Source organism: Fictibacillus norfolkensis (assembly GCF_014836645.1).
Classification (GTDB): Bacteria; Bacillota; Bacilli; order Bacillales; family Fictibacillaceae; genus Fictibacillus; species Fictibacillus norfolkensis.
Genome location: NZ_JACSQM010000001.1, coordinates 374,558 through 389,214, shown reverse-complemented (window position 1 = coordinate 389,214; position 14,657 = coordinate 374,558). Strand labels below are relative to the sequence as shown.

The window sequence follows — 14,657 nt, the reverse complement described above, 5'->3', positions numbered from 1 at the left end:
CACATAATACGGATTAAACCACGTAAGAAGGAGAGATTTTGATGAACGAATATATATATTACAATCCAACTCGATTAGTATTTGGTAAAAATCAAATCCAAACTTTAAAGGACGAACTAGGGAAATTCGGTAAGAAAGTCCTCGTTGTATATGGTGGAGGAAGTATAAAACGAAACGGCTTGTTTGATGAAGTCATGAATGAACTAAATAAGATGGATGCAGAGGTTAGTGAGCTTTCAGGTGTGGAACCAAACCCGAGAGTATCTACTGTTCGTAAAGGCGTAGAAATTTGCAAAGAAAACAACATTGATGTTTTATTAGCCGTAGGTGGCGGAAGTGTTATTGACTGTACAAAGGCTATTGCAGCTGGGGCAAAGTATGATGGGGATGTATGGGACATTATTACTTTAAAAGCTCAAGTAGAAGATGCCCTTCCTTTTGGAACTGTGCTTACACTTGCAGCAACAGGATCGGAAATGAACTCAGGTTCTGTTATTACGAACTGGGAAACACAAGAAAAATATGGCTGGGGAAGTCCGCTTGTATTCCCTAAATTTTCAATTTTAGATCCGACTTATACCTTCTCTGTTCCAAAAGATCAAACGATTTATGGAATAGTAGATATGATGTCGCACGTGTTTGAACAATATTTCCATAACGCGACAAACACACCTCTACAAGATCGCTTTGCTGAATCTATCCTGCTAACGGTAATGGAAACGGCACCTAAGCTTCTAGATGATCTTGAGAACTATGAGTTGCGTGAAACAATCCTTTATAATGGAACGATGGCACTAAACGGTACACTTCAAATGGGTGTTCGAGGTGATTGGGGAAGCCATAACATTGAACATGCTGTTTCAGCGGTCTATGATATTCCGCATGCTGGCGGCTTAGCTATTCTTTTCCCTAACTGGATGAGACATAATGTGGATACGAATGTAGCTCGCTTTAAGCAGCTTGCTGTTCGCGTCTTTAATGTTGAAACAGAAGGAAAGTCAGATAAAGAAGTCGCTCTTGAAGGCATTGATCGTCTTTCTGCGTTCTGGACGTCGCTCGGAGCTCCGAATGCTCTTAAGGACTATGATATTGACGATTCAAAGCTTGACCTTATTGCAGATAAAGCAATGGCAAGAGGTGAGTTCGGGAACTTTAAGAAGCAGAATAAAGAAGATGTACTAAACATTTTAAGAATGTCTTTATAAAAGTCTCATGAAAGTGGTTGATTTTCGTTGTGGGATGCTTGCTTTCCGGGGGGCGTGCGGTGAGCCACCTAGTGCTCTGCACTGTTAGCTGTCTCACCTGTCACGCTGATCCCCCAGGAGTCTCGCACCCTCTACTGCAATCAACTTGCCTTAGGAGCATGAAATAACTGTAAGCCAAATAAAATGAGGGGATTCGTCCTTCTTTTTATTTGGCTAGTTTTTGAATATTTCGTCTTTTGTAAAGAAACCGATTACATTTGACTGGTTTCTTGATTTGGTCCTTGTACTTGTATAAAGTGAAAGAATAATGATGTTCTAGGAGGCTTACATATGACAAAGAAACTTAGTTTTGATTATAGCAAGGCCCTTTCTTTTATTGGTCAGCATGAAGTAGATTATCTGGCAGGTGCGGTAAAAACTGCTCATGATGCGATTCATGAAAAAACTGGCGCGGGGAATGACTTTCTCGGATGGGTTGATCTTCCAGAAAACTATGACCGTGAAGAATTTAGCCGAATCGTAAAAAGTGCTGAAAAAATTAAAAGTGATTCTGATGTATTGATTGTTGTTGGAATCGGTGGCTCTTACTTAGGAGCACGTGCAGCGATCGAAATGTTAAATCATTCATTCTATAACCTTTTATCAAAAGAAGACCGCAAGACTCCACAAGTATTCTTTGCTGGACAGAACATTTCATCGACATATGTTAAAGAACTTTTTGATGTATTAAAAGATAAAGATGTATCTGTAAATGTGATTTCTAAATCTGGGACAACGACTGAACCAGCGATTGCGTTCCGTATCTTTAGAAAGTTCTTAGAAGAAAAGTACGGAAAAGATGAGGCTCGTAAACGTATTTATGCAACCACTGACAAAGCTCAAGGCGCACTAAAAACGTTAGCGAACGAAGAGGGCTATGAATCCTTTATCATCCCTGATGATGTTGGTGGACGATATTCAGTGCTGACTGCTGTAGGTCTGTTGCCGATCGCAGTAAGTGGAGTGAATATTGAAGAGATGATGAACGGTGCGAAAGAAGCTGCAGCTGACTTCAACAACCCGAATCTTGCAGAGAACAAAGCTTATCAATATGCTGCTGTTCGTAATGCTCTTTATAATAAAGGCAAAACCATCGAACTGATGGTAAACTACGAGCCAGGTCTTCACTATGTATCTGAATGGTGGAAGCAGCTTTACGGTGAAAGTGAAGGAAAAGACTACAAAGGCATCTATCCTGCATCAGTCGACTTCACTACAGATCTTCACTCAATGGGACAATACGTGCAAGAAGGACGTCGTGACCTTTTTGAAACGGTGTTATACGTAGGTTCAGCACGAGAAGAAATTACGATCGAAGAAGATGATCAGAATTTGGATAAATTGAATTTCTTGGCTGGTCAGACAATGGACTTTGTTAATAAGAAAGCATTCCAAGGAACAATGCTTGCTCATACAGATGGTGGAGTTCCAAACTTAGTGGTAAGTATTCCTGAAATGACACCTTATCATTTTGGATATATGGTCTATTTCTTTGAAAAAGCGTGTGCGGTGAGTGGATATTTGTTAGGTGTTAATCCATTCGACCAACCGGGAGTAGAAGCTTACAAGAAGAACATGTTTGCTCTACTAGGTAAACCTGGATTTGAAAAAGAAAAAGAAGAATTAGAAAAGCGTCTATAAACATTTTTTTAGCCTGACTCAAGCAATCGTTGAGTCAGGCTTTATTATATTTTCTTAAAATAAAGGTCAAATAATCTCATGTTCAATTGGATACGCTAAGAAATAGATTATAAAGGGGTGACAATAATGAAACCGATTAATAGCAGGCTAGAAAATGAGTGTTGTGCATTAAATGAAGCTGAAGATTTGTTGAAAGGGATGGGCTTTTCTTACGGTGGGAACTGGGATTATGATCACGGATATTTCGATTATAAACTGGATGATGAAGTAGGATATACGTTTTTGAGAATTCCTTTTCAAGCCATTGATGGGCAGTTAGATAAAAAAGATACCACTATTCAATTTGGCGAACCCTTTTTATTGGCACACAAATATCAGGTAGGGCTCGACGACAATGCTGAAACAGGTAATATCTCAGGGAGCTTTAATCAGTTTTCAGAGCCGCAAGATCCGGATGCGACGGTAGATCAAAAGTGGATCGGCATCGCCAAAGATTTAGTGAAAAAGGTAGAAACTGCTGTATTAAATTAAAAACAGATAGACCATAACGGCTATCTGTTTTTCTTATAGCATCTCTTTTTCAAGGCTAGAAACCATTGCATGTGAAGCAAGGTTTGACGTGTGTATAATATGGTCTGCACCTGCACGTTTTGCGTTTGAAGTTTGCTCTGTTGTTAACACTTCTGCATGGATAGATACAGTGGGATTTAGTCCCCTTGCTGTTAGAATAGAAAGAATCGTATTCGTATCAGCTTCATATTCCTTTAAGTTTGCATCAGCTGTGATTAAAATGGTATGTGCCTGTTGAATATGAGCCATCAACCACGTATGATCTTTACTAGGTTTGGCATGGATAAAATGAATTCCTTCAACATATAATGGATTTTCTTTTAAAGACTCATCGATTAATACGATATGGTTTGAATTGAGTTTATCTCTAAGCGTTTGAATCGTATGTCTAGCTCTTTCGTTCCATCCGACTATAATAAAGTGATCTTTGTTTTTATACATATGTTTCCCCTCAAAAAAGCGATTTTCTCTTTTAACAACAGAACTTGCCAAGTGAACAGTCAAAAAGGCAAAAAAAGAAGCGCCAATGAACACAAGAAAAATAGCTAGTATCCTTACTTGAGTTGATTCAGGAGTGAAATCGCCATATCCAACTGTTCCGGCCGTAATAACTGCCCAATAAAATCCTTCAAATATAGTTGGAAATGTTTTTGTTTCTAAGAGGTGAGCTAAAATAGCGCTGGATAATAGAATGCTAAAAAGAATAAACGCAAGTCGTATCAGCATCGGCATTCTTAGATAAGCATAATAAATAGACCGCATACAAACACTCTCCTCCTATTATTACTATTGCCATAAAAGTTAGGTGTCTATACGGATTGAAAACAAAAACCCGAGGACTAGAGTTAGTCCTCGGGTTTTGCGATTATGAAGCCTCTTCTAAAAGTGGTGGTCCTTCTATAGTTGAATCTGAAGCAACTTCATTTTCTGTTGTTTGTTGTAATCCTTTAGAAGCTTCAGCTTGTTCAACTTCTTGTGTAAATGCTGAAGGTGGCGTAGGGCAAGAATGTTCTTGTGAAGCATTTTGATGATAAGTGGCTAATGCTTGTTGTTTTAACTCAGCATCAGTGACATTTGTTGTTACTTTAATGCGCACTTCTATTACAATCCCATCAATAATAATTTCAATATAAATCCAATGTTCTTTAGGTGTTTCTTCTTTAGGAGTCTCGTCTTTAGGAGTCTCCTCTTTAGGTGTTTCTTCTTGAGGTGTTTCTTCTTTAGGTGTTTCCTCTTTAGGTGTTTCTTCCTTAGGCGTTTCTACCTTAGGAGTATCTTCCTTCGGTGTTTCTTTAGGAATGTTTTCTTTCGGTATTTCTGGTTTAGGTTTTTCTTCTTTTGGTATTTCCTGTTTCGGTTTATCCTCTACCGGCTTTTCCGGTTTTGGTTTCTCTTCCTTCGGTGCTGTGACGACAGGCGCACTCTTCGTAGGTGCCTTGTGTGTATTCTTGTCCTGTTCACCGCCAGAGGTAGAAGGCGTATTTACATGTTTTTCTTGCTCTTTCTTAATCGGTATTTCAGCTGGCTTTTCTTCCTTTTTTGGAGCTGCAGGAATTTCAGCATGACTAACAGGTAACTCGAACGTTTTCTTTTTCTGAGGTTCATGTATTTTTTCTTGAACCGGTATTACTTCCTTCTCAATTTTCACCTCGTTACTCGAATCTTTTATATCCAAGATAGGTAGAGGCGGTTCATATACAAGATCTTCTTTTTTATCTTCAGAGGCATCAACTGATTCAGTATCCTCTTTTAAAAGCTCTTTTATAGGACCCACTTTTTCGGAAATTTCCTCAATTGTAAGATTTGAGATCTCATTCTTTGTAATGCTCATACCAGACTTCTTAGCTGCTTTATAAATCGCATAATGACCAGGTGACATTTTCATCTTCTTCGATTGCTCGCGTTCTTTGGAACTCATCACGATCGTGGTCATCTCTATCGAGTTCTTTTTAGCTTTCTCGGTCATTACTTTATTCACTTGTTGTTTGATTTCTTTTTCTTTATCAGCAGGTATTTCTTCTGATAATGTTGTAGTGATCAATACTTCTTCCTTTGACTTCAGATAGCCAAGGTCTTCACATGTATCAAAAATAAGATCAGTTACATGATCGATTTTTTCATTTTCCCAATCGTCCAATCGATCAAGAACCATGTGTCCTTGCTGATTATAAGCCAAGATATCTAGTACTCTCATTTCTTCGTCAATCTTCAATTCAAGACTAGGATCCATGTTTATGCCGACATATGCATAGGCTCCAGGTCCTGATATCGGTGAGAGTACTTGGAAGAATAAAAGAAAGATGGCTAGTGCTACAGCAGTTCCTGTTTTCCAGTTTACGAAAATAGAGAAAATAGACCTCTTGTTCTCTTGTTTTACTGGAAGACGGATTTCTTGACCGACCATATAGGATGCATTGGTATTTTTAATCTTTTTAAATTCTCCGCCCTCAGCAAGAACGATGACATGACGTTTGTTAACTTCTACAATAATCGCTTTGTTCATTAGTGTTTTCCTCCCGTGCCAGGAACATATTGCAGCAACACTTGATAATTTTCTATAAAGATAAGGGTAAGAGCGGTTATGTATTCTCGCTGTTTTTTCATGGTGTGCTTTTGATGCTGTGTACTTTCTTTATGAAGAAGGGGCAACCGTTTCCACGTTAGAAAGTAATTCCGCATCTCAGGATCTTTCGAGATTTCTTCAGCAACTTTTATAGCTTGTTGTCTGTTTTCAACATCCTTAGGAGTGCTGGAGACTAAGTGACTAAACTCTATTCCATATTCTTTAAGACGCATTTTAAAATGCGAAATTTCTTTTGCTGGATCTGGTTCATCCGTTGCATTCGTGCATAGACTCAACGATGAATGTGAAGACGGTGTTTCAAATGCAGGCTGCAATGATTTATTTTTTCTCGAAAACCAACGGCGAATCAATTGTTCCCCCTCCTTCCAATGAATATGTAAAATAATATATTTCAAGATAATAATAACCAAATTATTATAGTATACTTTCCTATTAAAAAATAGGGAAGAAAGTCACAAGAGTAAATGTTTATGAAGTTTGATAGCGCTCATAGATGGAAAAACTGAGAGTGGGTGATGAATTTGAAATATAATAAGGAAGATCGAGAGAAATATAGTGAAGCGATAGATCGTATGCAAGAGAGTTTGGACAGCATGATCGATTTGTACAACGAAGCTGAAGATGATGAAGAGCTGATTCAATATGATGAAGAAGTCATAGCGGCAATCAGGCAAGCAAAAGAAAGCTTCGGAGAGGATTTTATCAACCAAAAGATAAACACGATCGTCAAGGAAGTGCTTTCGTTCATGCAAGGGGGACAGACCCCCGACAAAGACAAATAGCGCTATTTTGTCCATCTAAAGAGGACACTTCTAACCAATACAACCGCCTTCAGGGAGCAACTGAAGACGGTTGTATTGGTTCTTATTATAAAACATACATGAAAATCGGAAACATGTTCCAGCAAAACCAGAGTGTGAGGATAAATAGAATGGAGATAGGAACAGAAACTGTGTATTGAATCCATCTCGTCGTTTCAGAACTGAGCTGCCACACTTTACGAACAACAAGGATGAACACAGGTATGATTAAGACGAGAAAGAATAATCTTACCCAATATACATAAGTGACGGTATCAGGTGTTAAAGAGAATAAAGAGATGAAGCACACGATGCCTATTATTCCATATAAAGGCCAGATGACTTGTTTCACCTTCTTAGAATCATGTATCGTTAGAAGGTAGAAACCAATCATGCAAATAATGGTGAATACGAACATTGTAGCCCCTCCTAATCTGTTATCTTTTACTCTATTCTTTGTTTTTATTTTTTATGAAATTCCGATGCAATGAAGTGAAATTCTACCATTAAAATAATGTGTAACAGAAAGGTGATAGAGATGAAAATCGCAGTTATTAACGGAAGCTCTAGAGAAAACGGAAATACGGATGCTTTAACACAAAAGGCATTAGACGGGATTCAATATACTTCTTTTTACCTCAAAAAACACAAAATAAATCCTATAGATGATCAGCGCCATGATGTAGGAGGCTTTGATAAGGTTGATGACGATTATGAAGAGTTGATCAATCAGATTCTACAACATGACGTACTTATTTTTGCTACACCTGTTTATTGGTATGGGATGAGCGGAGTTATGAAAAACTTTGTAGATCGGTTATCACAGAGTTTAAGAGATGAAAAATTGAACTTTAAGGAAAGGATGAGCAATAAAAAAGCTTATGTTATTACAGTAGGTGGAGATTCTCCACGAATAAAAGCACTGTCTTTAATCCAGCAATTCCAATATATATTTGACTTTTTAGGAACTGAATTTGTTGGTTATTTAATAGGAGAAGCAAACGCACCACAAGATATATTATCCGACCCTAAAAGCCTAGGAGATGCTCTGTCGTTTAATAAAGTTTTATCAAAGTACACTGAAGAATAATCAGTGTGCTTTTGTCTATTTAACTGTAAAAAAGAAGATTTCGATCACAGAATCTAATAATGATAAGTTGTATTAGAAGAGTTAACCTGATCTGTTCTATCCAAAGTCTATATGGTTGAACGTTAATGCGAATCCAATAAGAGGAAAATAACTCTTGTGTTTTTTTGTATTTAATAGAAAAATAGAGAAAAGGCATTTCTTGTAAATACTTTAAAAATAATTCAACAAGGATGTAGAGCATGCGAGAGACTTCGTTTGAATTACAAAATACTAAACAAATGATGCACACGTTCTATGAAGCGGTTAATAGCGGAATTATCGTTTTAGAGCCATGTGGAACAATTCTTTATGCCAATACAAACGCGTGTGGCATATTAAGATTGTCTGATTCTGAAGTAGAAGGCGCATTTCTATATGAGCTTCCGTTCTTTATTACAGATTCAAACAGTGAGAAATGGTCACTTAAAGAAGCTTACCTTCAACATGTAAAAAACAAAACACAAGAATATCAGGTCGAAATAGATTTAATCTGTAACAACACAGGCTTTTCATCTTCGTTGTCTGTTTCAATCGCTCCTCTTAAGAATAATTTGAGCGATCTATCCGTTATTACTTTAACGGATATTCAGCAGTTAAAAAGCACAGAAAAAAAGTTGAATCGCAGTCAGCAGCGTTTTTACTCACTTGTCAACTCAATGGAAGACACTGTCTTTACGCTAGATACTAATTTTGTTCATACAGGCATCTATGGAAGATGGATGGAGAAACACGGTGTTAAGCCATCCTACTTCTTAGGTAAGACGGTTCGCGAAGTTTTTGGCGCTGAGATTGCTGATGGTCAAGAGAAGGCATGTCGTCTTGTCTTGCAAGGCAAATCTCAATTTTATGAGTGGAGTAATGTCCGTGACGGTGAACGTCTCTATTATCAGGCTATCCTGTCTCCTATCAATAATGATCAAGGTCAGGTTGAAGGAATTGTTGGTGTTTCTAGAGATATCACTCAGAGTAAGAGGATGGAACTGGGACTCAGAGAGAGTGAAGAGAGATTCCGTCAATTTGCTGAGAATGCAAAAGACATCTTTTGGATGCAAGATTACAAAACGCATCAGCTTCTTTACATATCAAAGGCTTTTAAGCAAATATGGGATACTGAAGAGAGTGAGCTCATTGAATCTGTTTTTACAGACGTTCACTCAGAAGATCAAGAAGCAGTCTCAGCATTCATTAAACTGATCGCACAACGTGAATCACAGATCGAATACCGGATACATGGGAAGAATAACAGAGTCCGCTGGATCCGCACAAGAGCATTTCCGATTACCAATGACGATGAAGAAATCTATCGCATAGCAGGTATTTCAGAAGATATTACAGATATAAAAGAAAAAGAAGAATTGCTCAGAAAATCAGATAAACTCACCGTCGTAGGTGAGCTTGCGGCAGGGATCGCTCATGAGATTCGTAATCCGCTCACAAGTATCAAAGGGTTCGTCCAACTTATGAAAGCAGACATGGAAGATCTTCATAGTGAGATCATCTTGTCAGAGATGGATCGGATTGAATCGATCATTACTGAATTTTTAGTATTAGCTAAACCACATCAGGAAACATTTTTTCAGCAGAGAAATGTGAATGATTTTATTAAACAGACGATCACGCTGTTGGATTCAGAAGCGAACCTTAATAACGTTCAATTCGAAACGCATTTAATGGATGTGCCTCAGATTCTTTGTGAAGGAAATCAAATTAAACAAGTGATCATCAATGTTATTAAGAATGCTATCGAATCAATGAATAGCGGCGGCACCATTTTTGTAGAAACTGGAGCTTATGATGAAGGCTATGTCTTTATTAAAGTGACTGATCAAGGAGTGGGGATAAGCGAAGAACGGCTTGCGAGACTTGGTGAACCCTTTTATTCCAATAAAGAAAAAGGGATAGGACTAGGCCTCATGGTATCATTGAAGATCATTGAAAATCATCATGGAAACATTACCTTTGAAAGTATGTTAGATATTGGGACAACGGTCACGATATTGTTGCCCACAAAGCTATTACCATAAGATTTGATAAAACACATTTCGGCTTGCTGAAATGTGTTTTATTTTGCTTGCTAAATAAGTGTTTACGGTTTTTTTGTAAAGGGTAACCATATACAAGATGCATGAAAAATCTGATCTTTTTGATAGGTGAGAATTCACGTAAAATTGAGAACATTTATAATTCATGCTACCCTTGTCTAGTAGGGGAATCTACAAAATGGGATATTCAAGGAGGATAAGAATGAAAGATTTCAAAAAGAAGATCGGGATTTTAGCTGTCGTTTTTTCAATGTTTGTACTAGCTGCATGTGGCAGTAGTGAATCAAGTGACGGGGGTCCAGAATTAAAGAACGAGGGTGAATTTAACTTTATCGTATCAGGAGAGTTTCCACCTTTCAGCTCCGTTGATAAGGGAGGGGAACTAACAGGTTTTGATGTTGCAGTTGGTGAGGCGATTGCCAAAGAACTTGGTTTAAAGCCTGTCCCAGAAAAGTTTAAATTCCACGGCGCTGTATCCGCTATTAAGGCAGATCGTTTTGACGCAGCAGTGGCAAGCCATACAATCACTGAAGACCGAAAGAAAGCAGTGAATTTTAGCGAGCCCTATTATTACTCAGGTCCGGTAATCTTTACAAGACCAGACAGTGATATTAAAACAAAAGAAGATTTAAAAGGAAAAGAAGTTGCTGTTTCAAAAGGCTCTACCTATGAAAAATCTGCACAAGATTTCACAGATCAGATTAAAAACTATGATAGTGATGCGACAGCATTGCGTGCGTTGAGTGAAGGGAAACACGATGCGGTCATTACTGACGCAATCACTGGTAAACAAGCGATTGAAAAAGGATTTAAGATTGTTGAACAAGAGCAGCTTGGTACGAGTGAACAAGCGATTGCTATTAAAAAAGAAGATAAAGAATTGCTTAAAGCGGTAAATAAGGCATTAAAGAAAATGAAGGATAACGGTGAGCTTGCGAAGCTTAGTGAAGAATACGTCGGTGCTGATATCACGAAGAAGCCTGAATAATGGTGGAGCCGCCCTCATGAGGTTACGTGTAGGGTGGCTTTCTTTATACAAACAGTTCATCACACCATTAAAAAAGAGAATAATAAGGGGAGGACAATGGCATGTTTGATCTCGCACACATTTTAGACGTATTAGTAGAAAGTTATCCACTCTTCATGAAAGGACTATGGGTCACACTTCAACTTACCTTTGTATCGGTTTTGATCGGTACGGTAATCGGACTCATTTTTGCGTTATTTAAAATCTCAGGAATTAAAGTTTTGAATTGGATAGCAAACATTTATATTGCACTTATTCGCGGTACCCCGTTGATCGTACAAATTTTTATTTTTTACTTTGGTCTAGCGGAATTAGGGATTTCTGCCTTCTGGTCAGCGGCATTTGGACTTGCTATGCATAATGGTGCTTATATTGCGGAGATCTTCAGAGGTTCTATTCAGTCGGTAGATAAAGGGCAGATGGAGGCAGGACGTTCATTAGGTATGACATATGGTTTAGCGATGAGAAGGATCATCCTGCCGCAAGCCTTTAAACGAGCGTTACCTCCTTTAGGTAACCAATTTATTATTGGTCTGAAGGATTCATCTCTTGCATCTTTTATTGCCCTTAACGAATTGTTCAGTATTGCAACGACACAAGGATCTAGAACATTTGATGAGATGACATACTTGATTATCGTAGGTCTATACTATCTAATACTCGTTCTTCTTTTCACATTACTGGTTAACCTATTAGAGAAGAAACTATCAGCTGGGGAATAGGAGGTGTCTGAGTTGAAAAAAGAAATGATACGCATTGAAAACTTGAAAAAGAGTTTTGGAGATCTAGAAGTATTAAAAGAAGTGAATCTAAACGTACAAGAGAGCGAAGTTGTAGTCTTAATTGGTGCCAGTGGTTCTGGAAAAAGTACACTTCTCAGATGCATCAATTTCCTTGAGATTAAAAACGGTGGAAGAATTGTCATTGAAGGAGAAGAAATTGATCCGAAAACTCATAACTTAAATGAAGTACGCCAAAGAGTAGGGATGGTTTTTCAGCACTTTAACTTGTTTCCTCACAAAACGGTATTGGAAAATGTGATGGAAGCTCCTCTTAAAGTGAAAAACCAAAATAAATCAGATGCAGAACAGGAAGCAAAAGCTTTACTTGGGAAGGTGGGTCTTTCTGATAAAGCAGATGTTTATCCAGCGAAATTATCCGGTGGACAAAAGCAGCGTGTTGCTATTGCAAGAGCGCTTGCGATGAAACCAGATATCATGCTTTTTGATGAACCAACATCAGCACTCGATCCAGAACTTGTAGGAGAAGTGCTCGCCACAATGAAAGAGCTAGCGCAAGAAGGGATGACCATGGTCGTTGTGACACATGAGATGGGCTTTGCGAAAGAGGTAGCAGATGAGGTCGTTTACATGCACGATGGACAGATCTGGGAAAGAGGAAAGCCAGAAGAGCTTTTTGATGCTCCGAAGGAAGAGCGCACGAAAGATTTCTTAAGTTCTATTCTATAAAGAAAAGAAGGTGCAGCGAACATGCTGCACCTTTTCTATTGGCTATTTTTGAGCGGCAGAAGTTTGAACGGACTTTCCTGTTCGTTCTTGGATCATAAGAACGGCACCTAATACAAATAAAATACCGATACCTTGAACAGAGGAGATGGATTCTTTGTACAGCACCATGCCCATCAAGGTTGCTACTACAGGTTCGATAGTAGACACGATGGATGCTTTACTCGCATCTATTTGTTGTAAGCCTTGGGTATAGAACCAGTAGGCAAATACGGTTGGAAAAAGACCAAGACCGAGCACGTTCATTAAAACAGAAGGGCTAAAGACTTGGAGGTCAGCAGAGGATATACCGCTGATTGGAAATAGAGCAAGCATAGCAAAGAAAAATGTATAGATACTGATGGTTAATGTTTCATATTTTCGACTAGCTAACTTACCAAAAATGCTATAAAGAGAATAGCCAAAACCTGCCCCTAAACCTATCAACAGACTCATCATTGAGAGTTCTAATTGAGCTGAGAACAGACCTGAGACAAGTGTACAGCCAAAGAAGGTAGCAACGAGTGCGAAGAGTTTCTGTCGGGTCAACTGCTCTTTAAAAACAATAGCTGATATGACAAGCACAAATGCTGGGGCTGTATACAAAAGAATAGCAGCAATAGCTAGTGAAGATGTTTGTATCGTCGTAAAATAACACCAATTGAAAAAGGATACACTTAATATGCCTGTCCCTAAGAAATACCAAATATCCTTTACATCGATCTTTAGCAGGCTAGAATTTTGTACAACAATCCATGCCAGGAATAATAGAAATGCGCTAGCAGCTCTTAAAAAGACGATCTGTAATGATGTAAATCCAGCCTGTGAGAGCTCTTTAACGAAAAAACCGATGATTCCCCAAAGAGATGCACCGATCGCTACATATAAAAAAGCAAGTTTCGTTTGATAAGGCAAATTGGTTCATCCCCTATATAAAAATAATCAACATTCTACTGAAACTCTAACAAAAAACACCCTTACTGTATATCACAATAAAGGTGTTTCACAATTATTCCATTTTATGTTTTATCTTTTCTACTTCCTCTTCTTCCTCTTTCACGATATCATCATCAATGTCTTCTTTAAAAGCAAAGGAAAGTAACAATGATACTAATATCCCTCCACCGATCAAGTTACCGATCGTAGCAGGAATTAAATTAAGAAGAATAAATTCATACCAACTGTATTCAAATCCTTCTAACACGGTAATGCTAAAATACCCCATGTTCGCCACGGCGTGTTGGAAATTTCCTGCTTCAAATATGATAACCGGTAAAAGAATTCCAAAAATTTTACCCATTACATCTCTTGCTGCCGTAGCAAGAACGGCTGCAATTCCAATAAGCCAGTTTGCAAGAATACCAGAGAATAATACTTGAAACCAGCCCCATGTGCCTCGTTCAGTAAACTCCATCTTTTTTTCCATGAACTTTAAAAGTACCTCATAAAATTCTTTGTCTAATGAACCTGACATGTTAAGTAGAAACCCAACAAACAATGCTCCTAAAAAGTTACCGATATAACAGATTCCCCAAAACCTCAGTACCTTTTTACTGATCCAGTACTTAGATTGTAAAATATAGCTGGGCAGTAAAACATTGATCTCTGTAAATAGAATCGATCCTGATAGAAAAATCATCGTATATCCGATAGCAAATCCAACCCCTGATAAAAGGTTAAAAGGACCAGACGTTTCGACCCCCATGGATAATAAAATGGAACCCAGTGCGCCAAATGCGATAAAAGCCCCTGCCATAAAAGATAAAATGAACTGTGCTAAGTTTGAAACTTGTAAAGATGCTTTTCCTTCTTCAATAAAATATTCAATAATTTGAACTGGAAAAAAGTATTGCCGATCTGGAACAGCTGCTTTTTTGTTATTGTCCTGATTCTCTTTCATGTTCTGCATTCCCTCTTATTATGTCATCCTCGTTCTACTACTCTTCCCATAATTTGAAGTATGCAAAACCAAAAATGAATAATTTTATACAATAAAAATCGTTATTTACTTTTATATACCAAATTTATGTGAGGTTTGACTTAATTACGGTAATCAAATTGAAATATTAAAGGCGACTATCCTCATGCGAAGCGATACATTTCCTTATCTATACT

15 protein-coding genes are annotated in these 14,657 nt (G+C 38.0%); 9 read left to right on the top strand and 6 right to left on the bottom strand.

Translation table 11 applies throughout. The annotated features are described in order from the left end of the window. Positions 1–41 precede the first annotated feature (41 nt). The 3 genes from H9648_RS01920 (at position 42) to H9648_RS01910 (ending at position 3,416) form a co-directional block, all read left to right on the top strand. Positions 42–1,205: an iron-containing alcohol dehydrogenase gene (locus H9648_RS01920; protein WP_191752093.1), complete on the top strand. Its 1,164-nt coding sequence runs from the start codon at positions 42–44 to the stop codon at positions 1,203–1,205. 330 nt (positions 1,206–1,535) lie between these two features. After that, positions 1,536–2,885 carry a glucose-6-phosphate isomerase gene (locus H9648_RS01915; protein WP_191752092.1) on the top strand — a complete coding sequence of 450 codons (1,350 nt, stop codon included), beginning with the start codon at positions 1,536–1,538 and terminating at the stop codon, positions 2,883–2,885. A gap of 126 nt (positions 2,886–3,011) precedes the next feature. Then, the gene (locus tag H9648_RS01910; protein ID WP_191752091.1) at positions 3,012–3,416 is read left to right on the top strand and encodes a YugN-like family protein; all 405 of its coding nucleotides are present in this window, start codon (positions 3,012–3,014) and stop codon (positions 3,414–3,416) included. Between the two features lie 33 nt (positions 3,417–3,449). Here H9648_RS01910 and H9648_RS01905 read toward each other — a convergent pair whose 3' ends face one another. The 3 genes from H9648_RS01905 to H9648_RS01895 form a co-directional block, all read right to left on the bottom strand. After that, complete coding sequence (locus tag H9648_RS01905; RefSeq protein ID WP_191752090.1) at positions 3,450–4,217, bottom strand: potassium channel family protein; 768 nt, start codon at positions 4,215–4,217, stop codon at positions 3,450–3,452. A 103-nt stretch (positions 4,218–4,320) separates the two neighbouring features. After that, positions 4,321–5,958, bottom strand: coding sequence for an anti-sigma-I factor RsgI family protein (locus H9648_RS01900; protein ID WP_191752089.1), 1,638 nt, complete (start codon positions 5,956–5,958; stop codon positions 4,321–4,323). Next, the gene (locus H9648_RS01895) at positions 5,958–6,389 is read right to left on the bottom strand and encodes a hypothetical protein (RefSeq protein WP_191752088.1); all 432 of its coding nucleotides are present in this window, start codon (positions 6,387–6,389) and stop codon (positions 5,958–5,960) included. Before H9648_RS01895 ends, H9648_RS01900 begins: the two co-directional genes overlap by 1 nt. Positions 6,390–6,560: 171 nt before the next feature. Between H9648_RS01895 and H9648_RS01890 the strand changes: the two genes are divergently transcribed. Next, complete coding sequence (locus H9648_RS01890; protein WP_225218675.1) at positions 6,561–6,821, top strand: atypical membrane-integrating protein (Mistic protein); 261 nt, start codon at positions 6,561–6,563, stop codon at positions 6,819–6,821. An 85-nt stretch (positions 6,822–6,906) separates the two neighbouring features. Here the strand turns inward: H9648_RS01890 and H9648_RS01885 are convergent, their stop codons facing one another. Then, positions 6,907–7,257 (bottom strand): hypothetical protein, encoded by a 351-nt coding sequence (locus H9648_RS01885; RefSeq protein WP_191752086.1) that lies wholly within the window; start codon positions 7,255–7,257, stop codon positions 6,907–6,909. Between the two features lie 126 nt (positions 7,258–7,383). On the opposite strand from H9648_RS01885, the gene H9648_RS01880 reads away from it, so the two are divergent. The 5 genes from H9648_RS01880 (at position 7,384) to H9648_RS01860 (ending at position 12,506) form a co-directional block, all read left to right on the top strand. Continuing rightward, the gene (locus H9648_RS01880; RefSeq protein ID WP_191752655.1) at positions 7,384–7,929 is read left to right on the top strand and encodes a flavodoxin family protein; all 546 of its coding nucleotides are present in this window, start codon (positions 7,384–7,386) and stop codon (positions 7,927–7,929) included. Between the two features lie 239 nt (positions 7,930–8,168). Continuing rightward, the gene (locus H9648_RS01875; protein ID WP_191752085.1) at positions 8,169–9,992 is read left to right on the top strand and encodes a PAS domain-containing sensor histidine kinase; all 1,824 of its coding nucleotides are present in this window, start codon (positions 8,169–8,171) and stop codon (positions 9,990–9,992) included. Between the two features lie 220 nt (positions 9,993–10,212). Further along, complete coding sequence (locus H9648_RS01870; RefSeq protein ID WP_191752084.1) at positions 10,213–10,998, top strand: transporter substrate-binding domain-containing protein; 786 nt, start codon at positions 10,213–10,215, stop codon at positions 10,996–10,998. A 101-nt stretch (positions 10,999–11,099) separates the two neighbouring features. Next, positions 11,100–11,759, top strand: coding sequence for an amino acid ABC transporter permease (locus H9648_RS01865; protein ID WP_137788536.1), 660 nt, complete (start codon positions 11,100–11,102; stop codon positions 11,757–11,759). 24 nt (positions 11,760–11,783) lie between these two features. Further along, positions 11,784–12,506 (top strand): amino acid ABC transporter ATP-binding protein, encoded by a 723-nt coding sequence (locus H9648_RS01860; RefSeq protein WP_191752654.1) that lies wholly within the window; start codon positions 11,784–11,786, stop codon positions 12,504–12,506. Positions 12,507–12,548: 42 nt separating this feature from the next. Here the strand turns inward: H9648_RS01860 and H9648_RS01855 are convergent, their stop codons facing one another. Then, positions 12,549–13,457, bottom strand: coding sequence for a DMT family transporter (locus H9648_RS01855; protein ID WP_191752083.1), 909 nt, complete (start codon positions 13,455–13,457; stop codon positions 12,549–12,551). A gap of 94 nt (positions 13,458–13,551) precedes the next feature. Further along, complete coding sequence (locus H9648_RS01850; protein WP_225218673.1) at positions 13,552–14,442, bottom strand: formate/nitrite transporter family protein; 891 nt, start codon at positions 14,440–14,442, stop codon at positions 13,552–13,554. Between the last annotated feature and the right edge of the window lie 215 nt (positions 14,443–14,657).

Excerpts from the sequence above, each read along its gene's own strand:
- H9648_RS01920 (WP_191752093.1), top strand. The coding sequence starts at position 42 with ATGAACGAATATATATATTACAATCCAACTCGATTAGTATTTGGTAAA.
- H9648_RS01915 (WP_191752092.1), top strand. The coding sequence starts at position 1,536 with ATGACAAAGAAACTTAGTTTTGATTATAGCAAGGCCCTTTCTTTTATT.
- H9648_RS01910 (WP_191752091.1), top strand. The coding sequence starts at position 3,012 with ATGAAACCGATTAATAGCAGGCTAGAAAATGAGTGTTGTGCATTAAAT.
- H9648_RS01905 (WP_191752090.1), bottom strand. The coding sequence starts at position 4,217 with ATGCGGTCTATTTATTATGCTTATCTAAGAATGCCGATGCTGATACGA.
- H9648_RS01900 (WP_191752089.1), bottom strand. The coding sequence starts at position 5,958 with ATGAACAAAGCGATTATTGTAGAAGTTAACAAACGTCATGTCATCGTT.
- H9648_RS01885 (WP_191752086.1), bottom strand. The coding sequence starts at position 7,257 with ATGTTCGTATTCACCATTATTTGCATGATTGGTTTCTACCTTCTAACG.
- H9648_RS01875 (WP_191752085.1), top strand. The coding sequence starts at position 8,169 with ATGCGAGAGACTTCGTTTGAATTACAAAATACTAAACAAATGATGCAC.
- H9648_RS01870 (WP_191752084.1), top strand. The coding sequence starts at position 10,213 with ATGAAAGATTTCAAAAAGAAGATCGGGATTTTAGCTGTCGTTTTTTCA.
- H9648_RS01865 (WP_137788536.1), top strand. The coding sequence starts at position 11,100 with ATGTTTGATCTCGCACACATTTTAGACGTATTAGTAGAAAGTTATCCA.
- H9648_RS01860 (WP_191752654.1), top strand. The coding sequence starts at position 11,784 with ATGATACGCATTGAAAACTTGAAAAAGAGTTTTGGAGATCTAGAAGTA.
- H9648_RS01850 (WP_225218673.1), bottom strand. The coding sequence starts at position 14,442 with ATGAAAGAGAATCAGGACAATAACAAAAAAGCAGCTGTTCCAGATCGG.